Here is a 25,263-nt window from a genome sequence, read left to right as displayed (position 1 = left end):
CCTTACTCATCAGTAAAATTATCGCGAGCTAAAGTTTCCTCCAACAGAAAGCAGAAGTTTTAAGTATTATCTATGGTGTTTTTATAGCTGATCCTTATAAACACGACCACCTTTCATAATCATACGCAAGTTGCTCTCTGGATCATTCAGAAAGTCAAGGTCACTGCTTGGATCACCATCTACGACTAGGAGGTCAGCTAGGGCTCCTGGCTCAATGCGCCCAAGAACACCAGGATAGGGATTACGCGGTCCTGAAAGTGACAATAAATCACCGTTATGTCCCGTTGCCATTGCCAGCACTGTTAGCGGATCATAAAAGCGCGTTAACTTTGCCAAATGCCGAAGTTGGTTCGGGGTGTTTTTAGGGCTAAAGAGTATGTCAGTGCCCCAGGCAGTTTTCACATTAAACCGCTGTGCCATTTCGTAGGCGCGAACAGTACCTTCAGCCACTTGGCGCTGAGATTCTCGACGTGCCGCATCAGGATAAACGTTGGCATCTTCATCTTGCAGGAAAGGCTGTAGGCTCCACCACGCGCCCTCCCCAGCCATCATTCTTACCGATTCTTCATCAGCCAATTGGCCATGCTCAATAGACTTAACACCAGCCCGCAAAGCGCGCTGTATACCTCGCGGCGTATAGACATGCACCATCACATAAGTGCCCCAATCATCAGCAGCCTCGACCGCGGCGCGTAATTCTCGCTCCGTAAATTGGGTGCTATCTAAAGGATCATAAAGCGACGCTACGCCTCCACCCGCCATCAGTTTGATCTGTGAAGCACCTAGCATTAGCTGCTCACGTGTGCGTCTGAGCACTTCAGCTTCGCCATCCGCAATCACTGCAACCCCCTGACGCTCTGCTTCACTTAGCGGTGTTGTGCTGCCCCGTGGAATGTCGTGACGCATTCTGAAGTCACCATGTCCCGACGTCTGGGAAATCATTGCGCCTGCGGGAAACACTCTAGGGCCGTTAACAATGCCTTCATCAATAGCACGCTTTAACGCAAACGATGGCCCACCCACGTCCCTAACTGAGGTAACACCACGCATTAAGGTTCGCTCTGCTTCCCGTGCTGCCACCAAATGCACGTAGCCAATATCAGCGGTCATGGCTTCCATTTGGGAGATAGCCGCTAAGGTGGTGTGCCAATGGGCATCAATCAAACCAGGCATCAGTACACGACCGCCACAATCAATGACATCAACACCTTCTATCTCGCCACTGCCATCAAGAATAGCGTCGATACGGCCACTTTCTACTCTGATTGATACACCATCACGCAGTGGGCCACCGCTCCCATCGAATAGCCTTAAATTCGTTAATAGTAACGGCCCATCATGCGCTTTCGGCTGCTGCCCAACAGCAAAGGGCACATGCAGTCCTGCAAATAGAGCCATCACCGCCGCCGTTCCTCCAATCATTTGTCGACGGGTTATTTCTGCCATAACGCGTTCATGGAAGCGTTGTAAAATCGGAGACCCACAGCAACAAGCACCATGACTATGATGCGTATGAGGCTCTGTCAGCATCGGCGAAAATAAAGAACGAGCGTTAGGTGGCATGGCTATAGCCTCGGTTAACAGTAAAAGGACAAGCAACTTTATTACTCTAAGTCGACTTACCATCAGTTAGCAGTGATTAATATATACCAAACTGATTAACGAGCAATTACATAACAGTCTCTTTATCGAAAAACCGCAATAAAATTTAGCTCGCTAATATAAAAACGATTATTCCAAAGCCGGCACAACGAACCACCCACCCAATAAATTATCTACAAACCATTTTTGGCTTATTGCACTTAACACCTAAACTATGGTTTAACCCTTATAATAAATAAAAAGAGGTGGTGAGTTGTGAAAAGCTCAAGCATGTTTTTATGGGCATCATTACTTATGGTAGCCATAGCGTTACCTAGCCAGCACGTTCACGCGCAGCCACTAGCTCTGGAAGATGCTTGGCAACAACTCCGCAGCCAAGACGATGACGTTGCAGCAGGCCAAGCTGCCCAGCAGCGCGCGGTTGCGCTTCTTTCTAACCGCAATAATTTACTACTCCCTCAAATAGATCTAATTGGCTCTTATACCCACCTAGATAACCCAATTGAAGTGGATGCACTTGCTCTCAACCCGCTTAGTAGCGTCGCTGACTCCCTGCCAGGCCAGCGATTAGTCGATCTTATTGGCGGCCCTAATGCCTTTCGTACACCGGTCACTAACCGCAACGTTGCCCGAAGCTCGTTAGCGATGTTTTGGCCGCTCTATACAGGTGGAAAAATCAGCTCTGCACGGGAACTATTAACATTAGAAGAGAGGGCAGCATCGCTACTGCTTGAAGACGTTTACCGAGCCCGTTTTATGGATTTAGTAACCGCTTATTACGGGCTAGTAATGGCTGAGCGAGCGCTTACTACTCAACAACAAGCTGAAAACACCCTTGCCCACCATTACCACTCTGCCCAAGCGCTTGAAGACCAATATCAAATTGCGCGGGTGGAGCGCTTAGCCGCTGAAGCAGCCTATGACCGTTCACGTATCACTACGCGCGCCATCCGCGAGCAGCGTGATAGCGCCCAACAAGCATTAGCCTCTTTGGTTCACTATACGCCTTCCAATGCGCCAGGGTCTGGCGGTCATTCATCAGGCCCTACGCCTACATCTCCCCTGTTTACGCTCGCATCGCTGCCACCGATTGGGCATTTTCAACCAGGGCTAGCCGACCACCCTGTCCTTAGATTATTAGCAAATAAACAGGCTCAGGCGGAAAGCGTCGTTGATGCAAGCCGTGGGCTTTACCATCCGAATGTCTTCATGTTTGGCAGTTACAACCTCTATGAAGATGACTCGTTAGCTAGCGATCTCACACCCGACTGGTTGGTTGGCGTTGGTGTCAGTATGCCACTGGTAGATCGCAGCGGACGGAGTGGCAAGGTACAGGCAGCGGTGAGCACAGTATCGGAATTACGGTATCGCCAGCAGGCCGCTTCCCGCAAGCTAGAGCTATTGCTTGACCAGCAGTATCGCGATGCCAATCAAGCGCTTGAAGAGTATAGCGACCTCGCAAGTACAGTGGCGCTGGCAGAAGAGAGCCTACGCCTGCAAACGCTGGCTTTCTCAGAAGGAATTGGGCGAGCGCTTGATGTGATTGATGCCCAAACCTTTCTATCCACGACCCATACGCGCCGTGATGCTGCCGCTTTCCGGTTCGTCATGTCGTTTGCCCAATTACTCAGTATTACAGGTCAGCAAGAATCACTATTTGCTTATCTTAGCGAAGGGGACCCCATCCCGTGACCACGCGCAGATTTCTCATCCTGGCCATATTGGCAGGGGTCGCCATCGCAGTATCTGTTGTTTTCTGGCGCACCTATAGCACGCCTCCTCTTCGCCTACAGGGCCAGATAGAAGCCCGACAATATATGGTGTCTTCAAAAGTCCCAGGACGGCTTGCCGAAATTGAGTTTCGCCGCGGTGATAGTGTAAATGCCGGAGATGTCGTATTTCGAATCGACAGTCCTGAACTTGAAGCTAAACTGACGCAAGTCGATGCACTCGATACGATTAGCCGCTCACTGGCGCAGGCGGTTGAAGGCGGCACCCGTGAGGAGAAAATAGCCGCAGCACGCAGCGAATTTCAGAAAGCTCAGGCGGCTGAGACCATGGCAAGAACCACCTATGAACGTACCCGCGTATTAGCCGAACAAGGCGTTGTGGCCCGTCAACGGCTTGATGAGGCTTTTACACTGCTACGGGTAGCGGAGCAGACGCGGGTAACCGCCGCAGAGGTGCTTAGATTAGCAGAGGCAGGCCCTCGTGAAGAAGCACGTACCGCCAGCCGCGCTGGCGAAGATATAACGACTAGTCTACGTGATGAAATCACTGAACTACTTGAGGACTCGCTAGCAATTGCACCTCATAAGGGCATTGTCAGTAATGTATTACTAAACCCAGGTGAGCTCGTCCCCCAAGGCTTCCCAGTGGTTATGATCACCGACCTAGACGAAGCATGGGCTCTGTTTAATGTTCGTGAAGATCTGCTACGGCACTTTTCGCCAGGTACAGAGATCGACCTCGATATTCCCTCTCTTGGTCATCAGGCACGCTTTAAAGTCAGCCACATCGCAGCGCTTGGCGACTTTGCCACTTGGCGTGCCACGGTGCCCGGTCGTGGCTTTGATATGCGCACGTTTGAAGTGGAAATGCACCCCATTGAGCCAGTACCTGGCCTAAGGGCAGGCATGAGCGTATTGCTTGATTTACCTTCTGAGGAAGCGCTGACAGGTAGCCAGCATGGAACCGACTAGACTGAATGGCTGGCAGGCGCTACGCAGCCAGCCGTGGCTGCTCGCTCTGGTAGGATGGCTGCCCCCTCTGCTGGCTCTGCTATTTATTGCCGTGTTTGAAACAGGCACTCCACGATCACTTCCCGTAGGCGTTGTCGATTTAGACCATACCTCTGAGTCTCGTTCACTGCAGCGTTATTTAGATGCCAGCCCAGCATTAGATATGCTTCACCCTTACCCTTCGGCAAGCGAAGGGGCCGAAGCGCTACAACGTGGTGAAGTCTTAGCACTATTGATCATCCCACGTAACTTTGGCCGCGACTTGCGTCTTTCTCTCAGCCCTGAGGCCGTGGCTTTTTACAATAGCCAATACCTGCTAGCCGGAAAATTCATTTCCTCCGCACTAACCCAATCAAGCATGAGTTTTGCCGCCGAAGCGGGCGTTGTATTACGGCTTGGTCAAGGCTATGCATTACCACAAGCAGTAGCAGCGGCGGCCCCTGTGCGGCCACAAATCACCTCCCTTTATAACGCGGGAATGAGCTATGCGCGTTTCTTGGTGACAACAATCACACCCGCCCTATGGCAAATTGTAATCGTCGTTGCAACGCTGCTGACGCTTTGCTGGCGGCTCGAAAAAGCGCCGCTACCCACCACTTTCTCCGCCAGAAGTGTTTCACTCTGGCAACTACTAACACCCATTTCGCTGCTGCTATGGCTGCAAGGCGTCATCCTGCTTGGCATGTTTTACTATTTTCTTGGCTGGTCACCAGAGGGCAGCGTGGCTTGGCTAATGGTTGGTATGGCGCTAATGGTAATTGCCGTTCAAAGTATGGCGACGTTGATTCTAGCTACCGTTGCTAACAAAATCCGCGCGCTAAGCTTATGTGCTGCTTATCTAGCACCAGCCTTTGCCTTTATGGGAATTACTTTCCCAAGAGGCGATATGAATATACTGGCGCGAACCTGGGGCAACTTAATGCCCTCCACTCACTATATTGAACTCCAGGTAGCGGTGGCTGACCATGGGGCACCGCTGGCTACTCTGCTACCGCCCTTATTAATATTGCTGCTGTTCCTGCTGCCTTTACCCTTCGCCATTCATGCCTTGCCAAAACAATTAAACATCAACCCTGCTGAACAGGTGTCCTCATGAATGCCTGGCAACGATGTTGGCAAGCGTGGCAGGTAGAGATTGCGAATATATTTGCTGATCGGGCCGTGCTGCTCGTAATTGTCGGCGGCTTACTATTTTATGCCGTTCTTTACCCTCTTCCCTATCATAAGAGCGTGCCGGGAGAACAAGCAGTGGCGGTGGTGAATCATGATCACACTCATCTGGCCCGGCAACTTATCCGCATGGCAGATGCAGCCCCTCAAATTCGAGTCGCCGCCCAGCCGTCCAGCATGGCAGAAGCAGAAGCCTTACTGGCCAGCGATGCTGTTCATGGGCTATTAATTATTCCTTCCGGTTTCGAGCGTGATATTTATTTAGGACGCCCAACCAGCCTCTCTTTTGCTGGGGACGCCAGCTATTTTCTAATTTACGGCAATGTGGTTGAGGGCTTGCTGACAGCCGCGACGACACTCAGTGTGCAAACCCAACTCGTTGGTAGCTTAATGAAGGGAGAAAGTCCTGCACAGATTCCTGGACAAATTATGCCGATGCGGCTCATCACTAAGCCCGCGTTTAACCCCACGTCGGGCTACATTAATTACATTGTGCCCGCTGTCTTTGTATTAATTCTGCACCAAACGCTACTCATTGCCGCAGGTAGCGTAACCATCAAAGATCGCGCGCGCAGGCGTCTGGGGCAAACCGCGCCATCGCTCGCATTAGCGCTGCCGCTTCGCCTCTTCACCTTTCTGCTTATCTACCTATTATTTGCCATGCTCTACTTTGGCTTTTTCTTCCAGCTTTATGGTGTTCCCCATGCGGCTGCGCCTAGTGAATTACTCGCCTTCAGCGTGCTATTTTTCATAAGCGCCACGTTATTCGCCATTTGGCTTGGTTATCTGCTTCCGCGACCAGAACAGCCCACTGTGCTGGTTCTTCTTTCGTCACTACCGATTGTCTTTACCGCTGGTTTTGCCTGGCCTGCCGAAAGTCTACCCAAATGGCTAGATATCCTAACCCTACTGATTCCAGTTAAACCTGGCATACAAGGTTTTTTAGCGATGAATCAAATGGGTGCCCCGCTTCTCAGCATTGGGCGCGAAATTAGCGTACTGATTGGATTATGTATTCTGTATGGCGGATGGCTTTGCTGGCTCGCTTGGCACCAACGCAAGCAGTCACATTGCTGAAAGGGTGGTTTGAAAGTTAGCTTGAAAGGTAATAACGCAAATGGCGGTGATGCCTTATTAGATCACTCCTAATAGGACATCACCGCCATTTTCTACTGCTCTAACTGTTAACGACAAACGCAACGTTTGTTCGTTAGCCTATCATGCCATGGTGGCAAATCATTCTGCGGCGGGAATTTCGCCCAACACCTCAGGAATCGTCATTTTCACATAGCGCCCGGGCGCGCTTTCAATCACGCTTAGTTCACCTTCTCCAGGCTGACGCGCGGGCACCATTTTTTCCGGGTCAGGATCAGCATAGCCGTTCTCCGTTACCCATGCCTGCCAGTGTGGCCACCAGGAGCCTTCGTTAAAGGTGGAGCCTTCTTGCCATGCTTCATGGGTGTCGGGCAGCGCATCGTTGGTCCAGTAGCCGTATTTATTCTTGTGGGGAGGGTTCACAATGCCCGCGATATGGCCAGAACCACCCAATACAAACGTCACCGGCCCTTTGGGTAACAGCGCGCCATAATACGTACTGTTCCACTTAGCGATATGATCTTCTTTCGTCGAAACGAAGTAGCACGGCGTCGAGATTTTACGAAGGTCAATCTTCACCTCGTCCAGCTCGATACCACCTGGTTCTACTAAACGGTTTTCCAAGTACATATGGCGCAGATACCAGGCATGGGTACCAGCAGGCAGGTTAGTCCCATCAGTATTCCAGTACAGCAGGTCAAACGCGGCGGGCGTTTCGCCTTTCAGATAATTATTGATGTAGAACGACCAGAAAAGATCATTCTCACGCAATAAATTAAAGGTGTAGGCCATCGAGCGGCCGTCTAAATATCCTTTCATTTCCAGCGTATTTTCAATTCCCTCAACCACCCGTTCGTTAAGGAATACGCCAATATCACCAGGATCACGAAAGTCCTGCAGCGTCGCCATATAGGTCACTGACTTCACTTTTCGACCACGCCGAGTGCTTGTCAGATAGGCCACCGTAGAAGCAGTTAGTGTGCCGCCCACACAGTAACTCAACAGATTGACTGACTTCTCACCACAGGCTTGCTCAATGGCCTCCATCGCGCTGACGGGGCCCATTTGCATGTAATCAGCCCAGGTAATATCGCGCTGTTCTGGGCCAGGGTTACGCCAAGAAATCAGAAATACCGTGTGCCCTTGGTCTACCATCCACTTAACCAGCGAATTGTCTTCTCGCAGGTCGAGAATGTAGTACTTATTGATCCATGGGGGCACGATCAACAGTGGCGTTTTAAAGGTTTTTTCCGTGGTGGGGGTGTATTGAATTAACTGAATCAGCTCATTTTCATACACCACGGCACCTGGGGTGACAGCAATGTTATCGCCAACACCAAAGGCACTTCGATCGGTCATGCGTACGTTAATACCCTCGGCGGAATTCGCCAGGTCTTCTCGCAGGCGCGTCAGGCCATCTACTAGGTTTTGTCCACGCGTCTCAATTGTACGACGCATGACTTCGGGGTTAGTCGATACAAAATTAGTAGGCGACATGGCGCTTACTAATTGCCGAGCATAAAACGCTAGATTGCGTTTCTGTGTCGGGTCTAAGCCATCCAGATTTTCAATAAGCTCCTCTACCATCTGCGAAAACAGTAAATATTGCTGCATAATCGCTAAGTAGTAAGGCTCTTGTGTCCATGCTTCATCTTTAAAGCGGCGGTCGCCTTTTGCAGGCGTTATCAATGGCGTCACTTGCTCACCAGACATCGCCCGCACACCCTGCTGCCAAAGTAGCCACTGATCTTGCAGTAGGCGGGACTGAGTTTGCCACAGCAGGTTAGGGTTACTCATGAGCGACTGTGCGGCGGCTTCAAAGCTTTCACGCATATCACTGTAAACGGAGTCAGCAGCTTCGCTGGGTGCTATCCGTGACAGTAAATCCTCAAGCAGGCCTTTGTACTGTTCACCAACATCGCTTAGCTGCACTTTCCATGCTTCAAGCTCTTCTTGAGAAACACCTTGAGACGGCATTTTCCACCCTGACAGCATACTCACTCTCCCCTCACCTGCTTGGCATTGTCTGCCCAGGCACATCATCCAAAAGAACGCGGCGCCTTCAAGGCGCCGCGAACATCGTTACGTTTAGCTTTTACGTGAAGATTGGCTAGTCGATTTCGCAGGCTGTTCACTTTTCGCAGCAGAGGTGGCTTGCTCGCTCATTTTCTGCCCAGCTTCGCTGAACAGCTTTTCCATTTCGGATTTGAACTGCATGCTCATCTCGCCCATGACGCGGGCATCTTCCTGCATCTGCTGAGAAAGCTCATTCATCATTTCGGCTTGTTTCGTACCAAAATCACGCAGGCTTTCAGCATCGTTAATTTCCGTCGCACTGCGAATGCGCTCGGTGCCCATCTGGCTGTAGCGTTTCATTGCTTCCAGCTGATACTGGGTCATTTTTTCCATATTGTTGAGCATCAGCGAGTTCATCTTGCGCATTGGCTCGAACATTTGGCGCGTTTGGGTACTAAAGGCGTCCATCATTTTATCTTGCATAGTGTCTGCTCCTATCTCTCATTCCTTGGCATGAGCCTGGAGTGGCTCATCACACGGCAAATTGCTGCACTGCAAAAAGAGTAAACGCTGCATTGCTGCTTTGCAACATTCTTAGCAGCACGCTCAACAACGCTACACATTTCACATGACAGTTCTACCCTTTAGCGCGAGAGCGCGAAGAAGCTGTTGCTTTCGCTTTGGAACTTCTCGCACTTGATGCGCTTTTACCTGACGCTGCATTGGCAGCCTCTTGGGAGTCATCCTGATTCGCGTCGCCAGCCTGGTCGGCACTGCCACCTGAGGTTCCTGCTTTACGCAACATATCCAACATCATCTGCTGATACGTACCGAAATTAGCTAGCCCCTGAGAAAGTCCTTGTTGCATCATCGGCTGCTGCAGGAAAGGACGCATTAGACTCATAGGGTCATAACCATCCACCCCAGATTCCATTTGCCGCTGAATATTTTCCAGCAGGCTTTGCTGAAACGCCTCAACATCCGGCAGCCCTAATGATTGGCGAAACTCATCCGGTGTCAGGTCAAATTCAACGTTAATTTTCATAGGCGACTCCTTAACCATCTTCCTAAGAGTGTAGCAGCGTTACGCTAAGCGCACCGTGCTGTTATTGTTGTTCTAAACGCGGTGTATCAACGCTAACATCGCCATTCTGTCCACGATGACGTAGCCAATGGTCTAGCAGCGTGATTGCCATCATTGCTTCAGCGATAGGCGTCGCGCGAATACCGACACAGGGGTCATGGCGACCCTTTGTTATTACCTCAACTGGTTGGCCATGTACATCAATTGAACGCCCGGGCGTAGTAATACTTGACGTTGGTTTCAACGCTAGGCGGGCAACGATCGGCTGCCCACTGGAAATTCCGCCTAACACGCCACCAGCATGGTTTGACAAGAAGCCCTCTGGGGTCATCTCGTCACGGTGTTCACTACCCCGCTGGGCAATGCAGCCAAACCCTGCACCTATCTCTATCCCTTTTACCGCATTGATGCTCATTAAGCCATGCGCCAGATCAGCATCTAAGCGGTCAAAAACCGGCTCACCCAGCCCAACCGGCACACCGTCGGCAATCACGGTAACTTCCGCGCCCACCGAGTCTTGGTCACGACGCAGCTGATCCATATAGGCTTCAAGCTCAGCCACTTTGTCCGGATCGGGGCAGAAAAAGGCATTTTCGCTCACTGCATCCCAGGTTTTGAAGTCGATTTTAATTGGCCCCAACTGGCTCATATAACCACGAACTTGTATCCCTTTTGCGGCCAGCACCTTCTTAGCGATCGCGCCAGCGGCAACGCGCATCGCGGTTTCCCGTGCGCTAGAACGACCGCCGCCCCGATAATCGCGATGACCATACTTGTGATGGTAGGTGTAGTCTGCGTGGGCAGGCCGGAATTGATCTTTGATTTTAGAGTAGTCTTTGGAGCGCTGGTCGGTGTTCTCAATTAGCAGACCAATGGACGAACCAGTGGTTTTACCTTCAAACACACCAGAAAGAATCCGCACCTGATCCGGCTCTTTACGCTGGGTGGTATGCCGAGAACTGCCTGGGCGGCGGCGATCTAAATCGTGCTGAAGGTCCTCTTCACTGATCGGTATGCCAGGCGGACAGCCGTCAACAATCGCGCCTAAAGCAGGGCCGTGGCTCTCACCAAATGTAGTAACGGTAAATAGCTTGCCAAAGGTATTGCCAGACATGGGCGTTAGTTCCTCACGCAAAAGACGCCGCATGGGCGTCGAGTTCAGCGGCGCTCAAGGCAAAAACACCCTGGCCGCCACGCTCGAATTCAAGCCAGATAAAAGGCACTTCAGGAAAAGCAGCCTCTACATGGCGGTCGGAATTGCCAACTTCAACAATCAGCCATCCCTCGTCGGTTAAGTGCTGGCGCGCCTCGCACAGAATGCGTCTCACGATATCTAACCCATCGTTACCAGCCCCCAGCGCCAAGGCAGGCTCGTGGCGAAACTCGGCGGGCATGGTGGCCAGATCACGTGCATCGACATAAGGCGGGTTTGATACGATCAGATCAAAGCGCTGGCCTTTCAAACCATCAAACACGTCGGACTCGACGGCCCGTACGCGATCACCAACGTCATGACGCGTGATATTTTGACGCGCAACCGCTAAGGCATCCTGGCTAATATCCGCCAGGGCGACCTCACTGGTCGGCAGCACCAACGCGGTGGCAATGCCGATACAGCCAGAACCGGTACATAAGTCCAATACTCGGGCAGGCGGTTCTTCTGGGAACCATGCTGCAAAGCCATCTTCAATCAGCTCGGCAATAGGCGAGCGCGGAATTAATACGCGTTCGTCAACGTTGAACGGGAACCCGGCAAAAAAAGCTTCACCCAGTAAATAAGGCAGCGGGCGGCGAGTAGTTACCCGCTCTCGCGCTAAACGAATAATGCGCTCGCGCTCTATTGGCAACAGGCGTGCGTCTAGCACAGCAGGATCGACGTTCCACGGAAGGTGCAGTGCGCCTAAACACAGCGCAACGGCTTCGTCCCAAGGCGATTCGGTGCCATGCCCATAATGCAACCCCGCCAGATAAAACTCACTGGACACCCAGCGTAAATAATCGCGTAATGTAAAAAGCTCGCTCACCACTGCCGACTCCGGCAGCGAAAGCATTGAGTGGGAGGTCTCATCATTAAGGTGCGTGGTCACAGCGGCTCCTGGCGTATAAAGATTGATGAAAAGATTGTACCTTTGACGCCGTCTGGTTCACAGCACGCGGTTCACAAGCGTGCGTTTCACAACAACATTCAGCTCGCTATCCTGTGTGTTTCTCAATTATGCTTGTTTATTGACACTTTTCTTAACATTTAACTTCTCGATTTGAGCTAATCATGACGCGACACCTGCCCAACGACGACGATATCAGTGCCTTTCGCCAAGCGCTGCAGGCAGCAGGCGTACGCCGTATTGCCAGCAACCAAGCCAACCCAGGCAAGCCCAAACGTAACGATGATGCCCAACAGGCACGCCGGCGAGCTGCGGTAGAAAGCAACACGCTACAAACCAGCGGTCGCACATCTGACGGCCGAGTAGAGGCAGTACGCCCTTCAGAGTATCTGGAGTTTAGCGTTCCGGACCTGCCCTGGCGCACCTTTAGCCAGCTAAAGCGCGGCCAAACCGCTTGGCAGGCTGGGCTGGATTTACACGGCTATACCCTAGAAGAAGCTCGGATTGAGCTTGAAAGTTTTTTACGCGACGCTGCTGCACAAGGCATGCGCTGCGTTCTGGTAGTTCACGGTAAGGCCTGGGGTACCACATCGGACTTTCCGGTACTTAAAAGCCATACCAACGCATGGTTAAGAGAGTGGCCCGGCGTCTTGGCGTTCTGCTCCGCCATCGATATCGATGGCGGCACAGGGGCGGTGTATATTCTGCTGCGCAAGCGCGGGCAGTAAGCAGCTATTTCACTACGCTTACTCGGTGGCATCAGAGGCAATACCAGGCATCCGTCGCTCCAGTGCTTCATCGGCAAGATGCCGACCCAGCCGAATTAATTCGTTGGCTCGGTGAAACTCATAAGTGCTGCAAACAGTTTTGGGAATTTCAATCAATACATCTGGCGGATAGCCTGCGATTTTATACTTCGCGAGCGCCGCCTGGGTGATATCAAACGACTCTAAAATCATATCGAGCTTGCCCCATTCACGCTTACCACGCAGATCAACGGTTTCATCAACGTCACTCTCTTCACCATTGCTACCCCCCAGCCCGTCCCACAGCCGCCGTGTGGTGGCACGAACGTCATCCATCCAACCGCCAATATTAGCATCGCGATCGCGTTCTAACGCGGTGCGGCTATCGCTCTTATCTTCGTGGGGTAACAGCTCCTCTAACGTGATGGGTTGCGGACTGTGCGCCGTCACGTTAACCGCTACAACAAAGTCCGCTTCATGGGCGGCTAATATCGGCATCATCGGCAGTGGGTTCAGTAAGCCGCCATCAACGAGCACTTGGTCCCCCACATGCACTGGGGTAATAACGCCAGGCACGGCAATAGAGGCTCGAATTGCCTGAAGCAAGGAGCCGTTTTGAAACCACACTTCACGCTGACGAACCAGATCCGTTGCGACGGTTGTTACCGGAATAGGCAGCTCTTCAATCAACCTTTCGCCAACCAGCTCTTCTAACTTGTTCATGACCTTATTCGCCCGCATGGCCCCCATCGGACTCCAGGTCACATCGACCAGCTTTAGCACGTCTAAATAATCCAGCGTACACACCCACTCGCGGTACTCAGGCAGTTTTCCAGCCGCATAGATACCGCCAATAAGCGCGCCCATGGAACAACCCGCAATCGAGATAATCTCAAAGCCACGTGCTTCTAATGCTTCGATAACACCGATATGGGCGTAGCCCCTAGCTCCTCCACTCCCCAATACCAACGCAACCTTATTGCCATTATTTAAAGGAAGGTTTCCCAAAGGTGTATCAGCAGTTTGCGTCACTTTTTTCATTGTCATCTTCCTAATGCTGAACAACAGATAACCGTTACACTTGTTGCCGGATTATCTCAGCCACGTGCTCAACCGCCTGGGGTTCAAGGTGCAGATGATGGCCACCCGCTAGTACATGGCGCGTTAACTGGGGCACCGCTTGGCGTGCTTTTTCCGCCCAGTCCCGCTCGCCTAAAATACCCCGCTCCCCTTCTATCAATAGCACCGAGGTTTGAATCTCCGCCAGTAGTGCCAACACCTGCTGGGGTGTAAAGCGCACCAAAGAAGGCTTTAACAAACGGCTATCAGTGCGCATTTGCACATGCCCATCGGCGGTAGCTTGCGTGTTACGTTCGACAAGTGGTGTAGCGGTGATGCTGTCCAGCGGCGTGACGCCTCCGGCTACCCGCGCAGCGACTGCGCTCTCAATATCCGGATAACGAGGGGGCCGGGAAAGCGGCCGCCGATAGGCTATCAACCCTTTACGCAGTTGGCTGGCTGTCTCTTCAGCCGGTGTGTTTAACGCACCTAAACCATCTAGCAAAATAAGCTTATTCACCCGCTCGGGGAACGCTGCGGATATGAGGCAAGCCACGGCGGCCCCCATCGAGTGAGCAAGTAGCGTTGTCTTTTCGAGCGCTAATGCTTCCAAGGTATCCAGCACATCATGAGTGTAGTCCCATAGTGCATAGTCGCTTCCTACAGGTGCATGGGCCGAATGCCCGTGACCACGAAAGTCGATCGCCACAATACGAATATCCAATGCTTTTACTAACAGCGGCGCTAGCCGTGTAAAGCTTGCAGCGTTGTCTAACCAACCGTGCAGTGCCACCCAAGTAGGCGCAGTGCTACGCCCCCAGCTAAGTGCTGCCAGCCGCCCATTCGCCAGGGAAAGCGGCTGCGCAGCGGTACCGACATGAGTCGATTCATTCATAAACAGGATCTCTTTAAAGCCGGATAACCAAGCAATATCATATTCGTCAGATGACGCTCTAAGGCGTAAACGTTACCATGCTAAGCGCAGCGCTTCTGCCGCTTTTATGGGGAGTTCGCTGCTTGCTACTACTTCGTAATGTGTTGAATAACGATGACCAACAGGAAAATGGCTATGAAACCACGTCGTGATACCCGTGCTCGCAATCTTGTGTTCTTAATTACCGTGATAAGTGCACTGGTGGTTGGCATGTGGCTCGCTCGCTAAGCCAATAGCACCCGCTAAACCAATATTCCCCTGGTACCCTGCGCTGAGCGTCGCTTGCAATTTTTTCCCCATGAATAAATACTGCCTATATACTGTATATAAACACACTATTTATTCATGAGGATGCCGACGATGCCGTCTCAACCCACTTATTGTGCAACAACCATGGTTGCGACAGCCCTGCCGTTAACCTCTCAACCGCTGCCCTTTCCAATGCTCTACGGCCGCGCTGGGTTTAGCGGCTTCCCTTCACCTGCCCAGGATTACGAGCCACGCACACTAGATCTCAATGAGCGGTTGATTAAACACCCCAACCACACGTTCTACCTCACCGCCACAGGCGACAGCATGGAAGGCTGGGGGATATTCGAAGGTGATTTGCTGGTGGTAGATCGCAGCATACCGCCCCGTTTAGGGCATATCCTGGTCGCCATGTTTGAAGAGGAAGTACTGATAAAGCGTTATGCGCTCTATCAAGGCACGCCACATCTTTGTTCGGCACATCCTCACTACCCACCACTCCCCCTAGCAGAGACGGACTGCCAGCTATGGGGTGTGGTACGCGCTGTGGTGCATGAGTATTTGCCATGATTGGCCTTGTTGATGCCAACAACTTCTACGTGTCATGCGAGCGGGTGTTTAATCCTGCGCTTGAAGGCAAGCCCGTTGGCGTGATGTCGAATAACGATGGCTGTGTGATTGCCCGTTCGGCCGAAATGAAAGCGCTGAACATCCCCATGGGCACTCCCTCTTTCCAACTAGAAGGTTTGCGTCGGCGGGGCGTAATTCACCTGCTGTCCTCTAACTACGAGCTGTATGGCGACATGTCCGCACGACTCGCCCAGCTACTGCGGGATGCCTGCCCCGACATCGCGCCTTATTCCATTGATGAAATGTTTATCTACCTGGATGGTTTCAGCGACGCTCAATGCCAAACGCTCGGGGAAGTCTTACGCCGCCGCATTCGCCGCTATTTAGGGCTGCCTGTCTGTGTAGGGCTAGCACCTACCCATACGCTAGCCAAGCTCGCTAATCACGTTGCCAAAAAGCAGCCTCACTACCAGGGCATCTGCCTGCTCACCGCCAATAGCCCAACCACGGCTGCGCTGCTTAAACAGCTGCCGGTGAATGACGTATGGGGCATCGGTAGACGCCTAGCAGAACGGCTTGCGGTGAGTGGTATTCGCACGGCGTGGCAACTGCGGGAGTGCGATCCAAAGCAACTTCGCAAACGATTTTCAGTGGTGCTTGCGCGTACAGCACTAGAGCTACGTGGTATCTCCTGCTTGGAAATGAACGCAGTCGAGCAGCCGCGTCAGCGTATTATGACGTCGCGCTCTTTTGGTCAAGCAACCGGCGTAAAAGCGGAATTACACGCAGCACTGCGCCGCCATGCCCAGCGTAGTGCCGAAAAACTGCGCCAGCAGAAAAGCCTTACCCGCGCCGTGCTGCTGTTTCTGAACACCAACCGCCATCGTAAAGACCAGCCTCAACTCTCGCCTAGCGCGATGATTCCCCTGGCATCGCCAAGCGACGATACCCGCGTCATTTTAGAAGCTGTACGCGAAGGGCTTGAACAGATGTACCGGCCAGGTTTTCAGTTTATGAAAGCCGGCGTCATGTTATTGGACTTAGTGGATGTGCAGCAGTATCAACTTTCACTGTTGCAGCCCTCACCCAAGGCGCACCCGCACTTGATGAACACCGTCGACGCCATTAATCAGCGTATGGGGCAAGGCACCATTCGTTTTGGAATGACAGAGGCGGAAGCACCGTGGCAGTTGCGCTGTGCGCACCGCTCCAACCGTTACACCACCTGCTGGGACGAACTCATGGAGGCAGGCACTCACCCTGGCGCCATTGCGGCCGCCAGGGTGAAGCGTGAACAACAGCAGCTAGCGCGAGCGCAGCGCTTGGCGCAGCCGCGGGCTTAATGCCTCTCCGATCAGCGCAAATATCACTAAGATCGCCAGCAGTATCGGCCAGTGAACAGCAAAAGACACTGGGTAAAGGCCCAACGCATCGACAAAAATGACCAAGATACCCAGCGGACTCACGTAACGCACCATGGCTAGCCACAGTGCATAAGGCAACGGCGCAAGGCCCAGCTCGTCGCGGAAGGTTTCACTTTTCAGCACAAACCCCGCCAGCAGCACCATGCCCAAACCTCCCAGCGGCATCATCCAGCGCGAGGTCAAATAATCCAGCCAGTCAAAGAAGTGTTTACCCGCGAGTGTCCAATCAGCGCCCAGGTTAAACGACAGCATAGCCAGCGTGCTGATCAGCCATAGCACGATGCCCGTCGCCCAAGAGGCCGACTTACGGGTCATGCCTTTGTTATCGCATAACCACGACACCGTAGCTTCCACCATCGAAATAGACGAGGTCAGCGCTGCCATTGAGAGCATTAAGAAAAACAGAATGCCAAATAGCGTGCCCATTGGCATCGCCTGGAAAGCCAGCGGCAAGCTCATAAAAATAAGCCCAGGCCCTTCACCAGGATTCATACCGTTAGCAAAAATGACCGGGAAGATTGCCAACCCCGCCATGAGTGCAACCACGGTGTCAGCAATGGCCACGCTTACCGTGGTACGCCCAATCGAAGCACCTTTGGGCAAGTAGCTACCGTAGGTAAGAATCGCACCGGATGCCAACGACAGTGTGAAAAAGGCATGGCCCAACGCCGCGAGCATCCCTTCACTCGAGAGACTTCCTGCGTTAAACGAGAACAAGAAGCTCACGGCCTCGCCAAACCCACCAGAAAACACCCCGAAGATAATCAGTAGAACGAGCATGAGCACTAGCCCGGGCATCATCCAACTGACATTTTTCTCGATACCTTCCTGAACGCCTTTGCCCACAATTACCATGGTCAATACTGCCACCAGGGTACTCCAACCACCCAGGATGAACGGGTTGGCGTTATTCGCGCTAAATACGGCGGCCATATCGTCAACGCTGCTGCCAGCCAGTCCGCCGGTGAGCATTTTCCATAAATAGGAGAACGACCAACCTGCGACCACGACATAAAACGACAGAATCATAAAGCCGCAAAGCATCGCCATCCAACCAATCAGCGACCAAACAGAAGAGCGACCAGACTCATTGACGACACGCCGTATCGCATCGATAGGGCTGCCGCGCCCACGGCGACCAAAGGCAATCTCGGTCATCATCACCGGTACGCCGACGGCTAGAATGCACGCCAGATACACCAGCACAAAAGCTCCGCCGCCATACTCCCCGGTGATATAGGGAAATTTCCAAATATTGCCCAGCCCCACCGCCGAACCGGTGGCTGCCAGCATAAAGCCCCAGCGGCCCAGCCACTGAATGCGAGGTTGCCCAGAAGACGCCATGACCTTCCACCTTGTCAGAAAAAAGCGCCTATCCTAGAGGATTTTGTCGACAAAGCCCAAAACTCTTGCAGGCATCAACCAACTATTACGCCACCGATAGCGCTTTGGCCTGGGCATCTAGCCGCTGGGCGGTTTGGTCTACCTGACGTAGCCAAACTAAAAGCAGCGCCCCTAACGTGACAAAGCCGCCCGCCAGCCATAAGCCCAAGTAGTAATTGCCAAAAGACTCCGCCAACATGCCGGTCAGCGCAGGGGCAACAATTTGGGCGGCACCATAAGCCAGTGTCATCTGCCCCATTAATCGGGCAGGGCTTGATGGGTATAGCCTACCCGCCATGGTGAGCACCAAACTGACACAGCCCAAGAAGGTACCTCCATAAAGCACTGCACTTAACAGCACACCTATTAAGCTTGATGTCATCGCAGGCAATACAATGCCCACCACCTGAACCAGCATGGCCACAATGAGTGCGCCTAAATAACCAATACGTCGCGCCACTAGGTCCCATAGCATCACCGCAGGAGCCGCGGCCAACCCTACCAGGGCAAATGTCCAGTTTCCTGCGCCAGCCAGTAGCGGTTCACGCTCGACAATCGTCACAATAAACGTCGCACTAATCACATAGCCATAACCAGCACAGAAATAGGCCGGTAGCATAAGCCGCATAAAGGTACGACTGGGTGGCTTGGCCGGTGCATCATGATGAGCCGCGCTACCAAGTACCGGCTTAACAGGCCGTGGCAGCCATCGCCAAGCAGGCACTAACAGCACTGCGGCTAAACCACTAAACCCCCACCACTGGGCCTGCCAGTTAAGCGACAGTGCGAGCATTAGCTCAACCGCCAGCGCCGCCACCACAATACCAATACCCACCCCAGCAAAATGAATGCCTAATTCACCCCGCTGTCGGTGCTGAATCAGCCAGTGCAAAATCAATCCCGAAGCCAGCAGCATAGAACCGCTACTCGATAGCCCCGCAAGAAAGCGAAGCCCCGCCCATAGCCAGAAGTGATCGGTCAGCGCCATACCGGCAGTGGTTAACACCGCAAGCACCAGGCCAATTCGAAACAGCGTGTCTTTGAGATACACCGAGCGAATTGATGCTGCCAGCACCGCGCCTAACATGTAGCCCGCATAATTAAGCGCAGCCAGCCAACCACCGTCGGCGTCGTTAATCCAGCTCTGCTGCTGCATTACCGGCAGTAGTGGGGTATAGGCAAAGCGCGCAATACCAATACATAAAATTTGGCTAAAAATGCCCGCCAACAGCACTTTAAAGCGCTGCGATTTAAGGCTAGCGGTACTCATGAACACTCCCCCGTCAAGGTACTTTCGTTTTTATCGTCGTCGTTGTTATATTCATTTTTAATGAATCAATCATACGCCGAAACGTCCATGGCACCATCGCCCAAACGTGGCATGCCCAAGCAGCGCATCTGCTTCAAGAATCTGGCAGACTAGTAAGCGGTAAACACCACCCAACGGAGAGTGCTTAACATGAGTAACAGCGCCAAACCCTGGACGCAGCCAATGCCCGACGCGCAGTTCAATATTATGCGTGACATTCTTGCCGCCCCTAGCCCAGTAGGCCTGGAAGGCGCAATGACTTACGGCGTTCTAAAGCCTTACTTTGAAAGCTTCGCGCCAAGTGACTGGCATCTTCATCAATTTAAAGGCAATGCTGGCGTGGTGCTGGACACACATCCTGGCCGCGATGACATGTTCAAAGTCATGATCATCGGCCATGCAGATAAAATCCGCATGCAAGTTCGCTCGATTGGCGACGACGGTAAGATCTGGATCAACACCGACTCCTTCTTGCCTACTGTACTTATCGGCCATGAAGTGAAGCTGTTTAGCGAAGACCCCAACGCCCCCGGCAGCTACCGCTGCATCCAGGGCGGCACGGTAGAAGCCCTGGGCGCTATTCACTTTTCTGACCCCGCCCAGCGCGATGGCAGTAAAGGCATCAAAAAAGAGCAGATCTACTTAGACTTGCAGATTCATGGCGAAAATAAAAAGCAGCAGGTATTAAACCTTGGCGTTCGCCCTGGCGATTCGATTATTTTCGACCGCCCTATTCGCCCTGGCTTTAGCCCCAACACGTTCTACGGCGCTTACCTGGATAATGGCTTAGGCTGTTTTGTCACCGCAGAAGTGGCGAAGTTAATCGCAGAAATGGGCGGCACCAAAAAAGTACGCGTACTATTTGCCATTGCTAGCTACGAAGAGATTGGCCGTTTCGGCAGCCGCGTATTGGCAGGCGAACTCAAGCCAGACGCACTGATTGGCGTAGACGTTAACCACGACTACGTGGCCGCCCCAGGCATTGGCGACAAGCGTATGCAGCCGTTGGAAATGGGCAAAGGCTTCACCATGGCGGTCGGCTCTATTGCCAGCGAACAGCTCAATCGCATTATTGCCAGTGCCGCCAAAGAGCAGGATATTCCCCTACAGCGAGATATCGTCGGCGTTGATACCGGCACTGACGGCATGGCGGGCGTGCTGGCCTCTATTGATAGCGCAGCGACCTCGATTGGCTTTCCGATTCGCAACATGCATACCATTTCCGAAACCGGCAACACCCAGGATGTGCTCGCTGCGATCCATGCTTTGACCCACACGCTCAAAGCGCTGGATGCCCTACCTGATCTGGAGCGCGAATTCCTGGACAACCACCCACGGCTTGACCAAGCTAACCCGCTTAGCCACCAAGGCAGTGACAAGCCTGAAAGCGACAAGCCTGAAAGCAGCGAAGACAAAAAACACGCGAAGTCAAAAAAGACCAAGAAGAAGTAGGTTCAAGAAAAGTAATATAAAAAAACCCCGGCCAATAATGGCCGGGGTAGCAGTATTTCCTCCGTAATCCTTCTCCACAAACCTCCTTGTTTGTGCATCCCTGGTATTAAAAGCCTTCCTTGCTTACTCCTGCTCCTTACACCTTTCCTTGTGTTACTGCCTACCATGACGCTTATATGTGTCAAAAACATTAACCTGAGATAAAAAAAAGGTTTTTTTTATTAAAAAGGCAATGCTCCGCTGAACCCCACTCCTGCAACGGCAACAATCACAACAACGATAACAACAATAGTAGTAGTCGATGGCATTTTTCTCTTCCTTTGAGAATTGAGTGTCGTTAAAGCGTAGTCGTCATTGGCGTATTTCGCACATCCAACATTTTATAATGGGTCCTCTTTGCTGAGCGCTTTCCCTAAACTGGCAAAATAGTCACTGAAACACGCATTAATGCGTTCGCGCTGTTCGCCTTGCGGATACAGACCGCGTGCTGCCTCCGGTGAGGCTTTGGTGCCTTTGACTAGAAAATGGTTTTTTATGCTGGCGTCTTGCACGAAGGCTTCAAACGCCCGAGCGCATAGCTCTTCTGGCTTGCTGTAATAAAGCTGGCCATGCGCTTTATCAATGGCTGCTGAATCATTGAAAAGCGCGCTAGGCTGCTGACCGTCGGGATGTAGCAGAATAGCGTGGAAACAGGCGAGTAGACGTTGATTAAGTGGGTGATTAAGCGGCGCTGCATTCGCTAGCCATGCCACCGAGGCAAAGGTACTAGCAGACACATTGTTAAAACACTTCTGGGCAATATAGTGATCAAACGCGTGAAACCATTCATGAGCAATACTACCAGGCCCGGCATTCTTGGCGAGCGAAAAGCTGCGCTGACTGGGATCGTAATGCGCAGAAACGCCAGGCCTGCCGCCGCTGCCGTACTGTAGTGCTAACGAGCCACGCAGCGAAATCAACGCTTCATTGCCGTGCAATATCAGCATTAAATCGCACAGCGCATCGTGAAAAAGCTCTGCGGCACGGTCGCGTTCGGAGCGGGACACCCAACGACCTATCTCAATTGAACGAAAATCGAACTGGCGGCGAATCAGTGCAAAGCTGCTCGCACCCTCGCGGCGATGCATTGGCCCTTGGCGGTAAAACTCTCGTGCGTCAATGCTCACGGCGTGCTCGCTAACCTAAAAATGAAGTTCACCGCACTATTTTATCGAAGGCAAAGAACAAGCGCCAAAGGCTATTCGGCAAGTTTATCTAAGGTGTCTACCCTGATACATAAGCAGTAAAAGTTCAGTTGTACTTTATTGCACACCGGTTGCACAACAGGGAGGAAATATGGCGACGGCACATGTTTATCGTATGAAAACGGATGCACACCAGTGTCCCTTTGGGTTGAAAACCGTTTCATTGCTGCAGCGTAAGGGCTACGAGGTACACGATCACCCGTTAACGTCCCGCGAAGAAACGGATGCCTTTAAAGCGAAAGAACAGGTTGATACAACGCCGCAAACCTATATTGACGATGAGCGTATCGGTGGCTATGAAGAGGTACGCGAACATTTAGGCTTAAGCGTGCCTAGCGCTAAAGAAACGTCTTATCGGCCGGTTATTGCCATTTTTATCACCGCGTTATTAATAGGCTTAGCAGTTAGTTGGCTAGCTCATGGCACGTTATTCGCCACACGGTTGCCTGAATATGCAGTGGCCACGGCCATGGTGTTGCTTGGATTACAGAAGCTTCAAGACGTGGAAAGCTTCAGCACCATGTTTCTCAACTACGACTTGCTGGCCAAACGCTATGTACCGTATGGGTATGTTTACCCCTATGCGGAAACCCTGGCAGGGATCTTGATGCTGGCAGGTGCGTTAATTTGGCTAGCAGCACCGCTGGCGCTGTTCATCGGTACGGTAGGGGCCGTATCGGTGATTAAAGCGGTTTATATCGATAAGCGAGAACTCAAGTGTGCCTGTGCAGGTGGTAATAGCAATGTGCCACTGGGCTTTGTGTCGCTGACAGAAAACCTTGTGATGGTCGCCATGGGGCTATGGATGCCGCTGAAGAGTTTGCTATAACGCGAAAGGATATCAATGCAGACAGATAGACATACAAGCGCGCCTTGTAACCCGAAAAGCACGCCCCAAGGTAAAGTAAGTAACGCAAGAAGCTATCGCACTCTTCACGATTAGGAGTAAGAAGATGAGCAAGCGTATTTTGGTTGTGCTGACATCACACGATCAGCTAGGAGATACCGGCGAAAAAACCGGTTTTTGGTTAGAAGAGCTAGCCGCGCCGTATTATGTTTTTAAAGATGCGGGTGCTGAGGTCACGCTTGCCTCGCCAAACGGTGGCCAGCCGCCGCTTGACCCAAAAAGTGACGTAGACGATAGCCAAACCGACGAAACGCGGCGCTTTAAGCAAGACGATGAAGCGAACGCAGCGCTAGCCGCAACGCATCGCCTTAGCGACATGAGTGCTGATGATTTTGATGCGGTGTTCTATCCCGGTGGTCATGGCCCACTATGGGACTTAGTCGACGATAAAGACTCTATCCAACTGATTGAAAACTTTATTGCCCAAGGTAAGCCAGTAGCGTCAGTGTGCCATGCGCCGATCGTATTGATTAACGCAAAAAACAGCAGTGGTGAACCACTGGTAAAAGGGCGTCAAGTGACAGGCTTTACCAATGGTGAAGAGGATGCAGTTGGGCTAACCGATATCGTGCCGCATTTGGTAGAAGATGCGCTGCAGCAGTGTGGCGGCATTTACAGCAAAGCTGATGACTTCACACCGTACGTGCGTGAAGACGGCCAGTTAATTACCGGCCAAAACCCGCCTTCCTCTGCGGCGACCGCTGAAGCACTGATGACATGGCTGGCACGCTAAGCAGAGCGTTTGTTCAACGTAAGACATCATTTAACGTAAACAATCAACGCGGCGGGCATATTGCCCGCCGTTTTTTTAATCAAAAACGATAGCTTAGCGAAACGCCTGTGAGCGTTTGCCAGTCGCTGCCCAGCTCATCAACAATTGGGCTATCCGCAGCACTGCCCGTTAGGTGCGTTGTGCCCACGAAACCGGTGGCTGTCCATTCAGGCGTTAAGGAGTAACTAAGGCTGGCATTCACCCCCATTCGCCAATAACCACCATCGGGTGTGTAGGCAGCCACACCACTTTGCGCACTGTCCTGCACTGAAACACCAAACAGCGATTCGGTCCACTTTTCATTTGAATAGGTAACACTGGGCGTTAGCGTGAAGAGCGTGCGTTCGCTAATCGGCATGCGCAAGGCAGCGTTAGCCGAAAATTTAGCGCCTTCTACATCGCCGCTCACCGACGTGCTACCTGCGACGCTGTAACGCCAGAAGCCTTGCTGATAGCTAACCCGCAGACCTAACGTTGCCCCACCATCTACTTTTTCAAATTGGCTGATATCACCTTCATTATCTCGCCCAAAGGTATAACCAATAAATGGAGAAGCGGTCCAATTACCGTTGCGGATAGCGTGCCACTCAATACCGTTGCGGACGTTGATCGAGAGCTGGTCGCCATAGGTCAAGTTAACAACCGGCCACGCTTGTGTATCGTAGTCGTCGCTGCCTAAGTAATCAGGCGAGTAGGTGACGCCTGCACCTATGCTACCTTCCCAACTGTCTGCCAAGGCTGGTGTGGTTAATACGATGCAGAAAGCAGCCCCCAACAATGGGGTAAGGCGCTTGCGGGTAGAAAAACGTGAAGTAGCACGAGCAGGGAGTATTGTCACAGAAGGCATCCTTTTATATAGCAAACGTGCGTGATTGTATGTTTTTGAATCAAGCCACTGCAAGCGAATAAGGAGCCACTGTGCCCCATTGCACGAAACTTTTTTCTGTTTCATATCCCAGGTTAGATAACTCAGCGGCTATAGGGCGCACTGTGTGCACATAGCGCAGGGAAAGCGTTACAAGGAAGTGCAGGCAAGGAGTGCTTGTGGTGCACAAGGACGCATGAACAGGATGTTCGTGAAGTAGGATTAAGGAGGACCTGATAAAACCCCGACCAGAGATGGACGGGGTTTTTTTATGGACAACTGCCACGTCTTTCTAACAAGCGTGATGATAAAACAGTGCGCTGAGCTTGCTCATCGGGGTAGATACCGCCGTTTGACAAGTTAAGCAACGCAGCATAGCGCTATCTTTTCCAGTGCCTTCCAGGCGAAACCGTTTTAAGTAGGGTGTTGTCGAGAACTCTGCATTACCACAATGTCGGCAGATAATATCCACACCACGCACTGTCGGGCTGATCATGATATGTCGCACGCTGACCTCCTACCACAAGGGAGTTAAT

General features: G+C 52.2%; 23 protein-coding genes. 10 read left to right on the top strand and 13 right to left on the bottom strand.

All coding sequences use genetic code 11. The features are described 5' to 3' along the window. Window positions 1-81 precede the first annotated feature (81 nt). Window positions 82-1,446: a metal-dependent hydrolase family protein gene (locus K1Y77_RS05410; protein WP_156963041.1), complete on the bottom strand. Its 1,365-nt coding sequence runs from the start codon at window positions 1,444-1,446 to the stop codon at window positions 82-84. A 411-nt stretch (window positions 1,447-1,857) separates the two neighbouring features. Here K1Y77_RS05410 and K1Y77_RS05405 point away from each other — a divergent pair, with 411 nt between their 5' ends. The 4 genes from K1Y77_RS05405 to K1Y77_RS05390 are packed head-to-tail and all read left to right on the top strand — an operon-like array spanning window position 1,858 to window position 6,590. Continuing rightward, entirely contained in the window at window positions 1,858-3,294 is a 1,437-nt protein-coding gene (locus K1Y77_RS05405; protein ID WP_156963040.1) for a TolC family protein, read from the top strand. Next, a complete protein-coding gene (locus K1Y77_RS05400) occupies window positions 3,291-4,304 on the top strand; it encodes an HlyD family secretion protein (RefSeq protein WP_264430722.1) in 1,014 nt (337 codons plus the stop codon). The genes K1Y77_RS05405 and K1Y77_RS05400 overlap by 4 nt, the downstream gene beginning before the upstream one ends. Next, complete coding sequence (locus K1Y77_RS05395) at window positions 4,291-5,439, top strand: ABC transporter permease (RefSeq protein WP_264430720.1); 1,149 nt, start codon at window positions 4,291-4,293, stop codon at window positions 5,437-5,439. Before K1Y77_RS05400 ends, K1Y77_RS05395 begins: the two co-directional genes overlap by 14 nt. Continuing rightward, entirely contained in the window at window positions 5,436-6,590 is a 1,155-nt protein-coding gene (locus tag K1Y77_RS05390; RefSeq protein ID WP_264430719.1) for an ABC transporter permease, read from the top strand. Before K1Y77_RS05395 ends, K1Y77_RS05390 begins: the two co-directional genes overlap by 4 nt. Window positions 6,591-6,749: 159 nt before the next feature. Here the strand turns inward: K1Y77_RS05390 and phaC are convergent, their stop codons facing one another. The 5 genes from phaC to prmB form a co-directional block, all read right to left on the bottom strand. Continuing rightward, window positions 6,750-8,603: a class I poly(R)-hydroxyalkanoic acid synthase gene (gene phaC / locus K1Y77_RS05385; RefSeq protein WP_264018561.1), complete on the bottom strand. Its 1,854-nt coding sequence runs from the start codon at window positions 8,601-8,603 to the stop codon at window positions 6,750-6,752. Between the two features lie 93 nt (window positions 8,604-8,696). Beyond that, a complete protein-coding gene (locus K1Y77_RS05380; protein ID WP_030070218.1) occupies window positions 8,697-9,107 on the bottom strand; it encodes a phasin family protein in 411 nt (136 codons plus the stop codon). A gap of 154 nt (window positions 9,108-9,261) precedes the next feature. Continuing rightward, window positions 9,262-9,669 (bottom strand): hypothetical protein, encoded by a 408-nt coding sequence (locus K1Y77_RS05375; RefSeq protein WP_264018562.1) that lies wholly within the window; start codon window positions 9,667-9,669, stop codon window positions 9,262-9,264. 61 nt (window positions 9,670-9,730) lie between these two features. Further along, window positions 9,731-10,822 carry a chorismate synthase gene (gene aroC, locus K1Y77_RS05370; RefSeq protein WP_030070216.1) on the bottom strand — a complete coding sequence of 364 codons (1,092 nt, stop codon included), beginning with the start codon at window positions 10,820-10,822 and terminating at the stop codon, window positions 9,731-9,733. Window positions 10,823-10,835: 13 nt separating this feature from the next. Next, window positions 10,836-11,795, bottom strand: a complete 960-nt coding sequence (gene prmB / locus K1Y77_RS05365; RefSeq protein ID WP_264430716.1) for a 50S ribosomal protein L3 N(5)-glutamine methyltransferase — start codon at window positions 11,793-11,795, stop codon at window positions 10,836-10,838. Between the two features lie 182 nt (window positions 11,796-11,977). Between prmB and K1Y77_RS05360 the strand changes: the two genes are divergently transcribed. Continuing rightward, complete coding sequence (locus K1Y77_RS05360; RefSeq protein ID WP_030070214.1) at window positions 11,978-12,541, top strand: Smr/MutS family protein; 564 nt, start codon at window positions 11,978-11,980, stop codon at window positions 12,539-12,541. An 18-nt stretch (window positions 12,542-12,559) separates the two neighbouring features. On the opposite strand, the gene K1Y77_RS05355 is transcribed toward K1Y77_RS05360, so the two are convergent. Together K1Y77_RS05355 and K1Y77_RS05350 are read right to left on the bottom strand one after the other, a co-directional pair. Further along, on the bottom strand, window positions 12,560-13,600 hold the full coding sequence (locus K1Y77_RS05355) for a patatin-like phospholipase family protein (protein WP_051690108.1): 1,041 nt from the start codon (window positions 13,598-13,600) through the stop codon (window positions 12,560-12,562). A gap of 34 nt (window positions 13,601-13,634) precedes the next feature. Beyond that, on the bottom strand, window positions 13,635-14,513 hold the full coding sequence (locus K1Y77_RS05350; RefSeq protein ID WP_264430715.1) for an alpha/beta fold hydrolase: 879 nt from the start codon (window positions 14,511-14,513) through the stop codon (window positions 13,635-13,637). A 399-nt stretch (window positions 14,514-14,912) separates the two neighbouring features. Here K1Y77_RS05350 and K1Y77_RS05345 point away from each other — a divergent pair, with 399 nt between their 5' ends. Beyond that, on the top strand, window positions 14,913-15,371 hold the full coding sequence (locus tag K1Y77_RS05345; protein WP_030070211.1) for a LexA family protein: 459 nt from the start codon (window positions 14,913-14,915) through the stop codon (window positions 15,369-15,371). Further along, on the top strand, window positions 15,368-16,714 hold the full coding sequence (locus K1Y77_RS05340) for a Y-family DNA polymerase (RefSeq protein WP_264430713.1): 1,347 nt from the start codon (window positions 15,368-15,370) through the stop codon (window positions 16,712-16,714). Before K1Y77_RS05345 ends, K1Y77_RS05340 begins: the two co-directional genes overlap by 4 nt. On the opposite strand, the gene K1Y77_RS05335 is transcribed toward K1Y77_RS05340, so the two are convergent. Next, window positions 16,676-18,139, bottom strand: a complete 1,464-nt coding sequence (locus K1Y77_RS05335) for a sodium-dependent transporter (protein ID WP_030070209.1) — start codon at window positions 18,137-18,139, stop codon at window positions 16,676-16,678. The genes K1Y77_RS05340 and K1Y77_RS05335 overlap by 39 nt on opposite strands. Window positions 18,140-18,224: 85 nt before the next feature. Beyond that, window positions 18,225-19,448, bottom strand: a complete 1,224-nt coding sequence (locus K1Y77_RS05330; RefSeq protein ID WP_030070208.1) for a YbfB/YjiJ family MFS transporter — start codon at window positions 19,446-19,448, stop codon at window positions 18,225-18,227. A 189-nt stretch (window positions 19,449-19,637) separates the two neighbouring features. Here K1Y77_RS05330 and K1Y77_RS05325 point away from each other — a divergent pair, with 189 nt between their 5' ends. Beyond that, window positions 19,638-20,939, top strand: a complete 1,302-nt coding sequence (locus K1Y77_RS05325; RefSeq protein ID WP_030070207.1) for a M20/M25/M40 family metallo-hydrolase — start codon at window positions 19,638-19,640, stop codon at window positions 20,937-20,939. Between the two features lie 380 nt (window positions 20,940-21,319). Here K1Y77_RS05325 and K1Y77_RS05320 read toward each other — a convergent pair whose 3' ends face one another. Then, on the bottom strand, window positions 21,320-22,105 hold the full coding sequence (locus K1Y77_RS05320; RefSeq protein WP_264430710.1) for a CLCA_X family protein: 786 nt from the start codon (window positions 22,103-22,105) through the stop codon (window positions 21,320-21,322). Between the two features lie 169 nt (window positions 22,106-22,274). Here K1Y77_RS05320 and K1Y77_RS05315 point away from each other — a divergent pair, with 169 nt between their 5' ends. Together K1Y77_RS05315 and K1Y77_RS05310 are read left to right on the top strand one after the other, a co-directional pair. Beyond that, window positions 22,275-23,012, top strand: a complete 738-nt coding sequence (locus K1Y77_RS05315; RefSeq protein WP_030070205.1) for a MauE/DoxX family redox-associated membrane protein — start codon at window positions 22,275-22,277, stop codon at window positions 23,010-23,012. 124 nt (window positions 23,013-23,136) lie between these two features. Further along, on the top strand, window positions 23,137-23,823 hold the full coding sequence (locus tag K1Y77_RS05310; protein ID WP_030070204.1) for a type 1 glutamine amidotransferase domain-containing protein: 687 nt from the start codon (window positions 23,137-23,139) through the stop codon (window positions 23,821-23,823). A 79-nt stretch (window positions 23,824-23,902) separates the two neighbouring features. Here K1Y77_RS05310 and K1Y77_RS05305 read toward each other — a convergent pair whose 3' ends face one another. Next, window positions 23,903-24,709 (bottom strand): MipA/OmpV family protein, encoded by an 807-nt coding sequence (locus K1Y77_RS05305; protein ID WP_264430708.1) that lies wholly within the window; start codon window positions 24,707-24,709, stop codon window positions 23,903-23,905. Window positions 24,710-25,019: 310 nt separating this feature from the next. After that, a complete protein-coding gene (locus tag K1Y77_RS05300; protein WP_156963039.1) occupies window positions 25,020-25,235 on the bottom strand; it encodes a hypothetical protein in 216 nt (71 codons plus the stop codon). Window positions 25,236-25,263 lie beyond the last annotated feature (28 nt).

Source organism: Halomonas qaidamensis (assembly GCF_025917315.1).
GTDB classification, from domain to species: Bacteria; Pseudomonadota; Gammaproteobacteria; order Pseudomonadales; family Halomonadaceae; genus Vreelandella; species Vreelandella qaidamensis.
The sequence above is the reverse complement of the archived record's forward strand: the minus strand, read 5'-3'. Positions and strand labels throughout refer to the sequence as shown.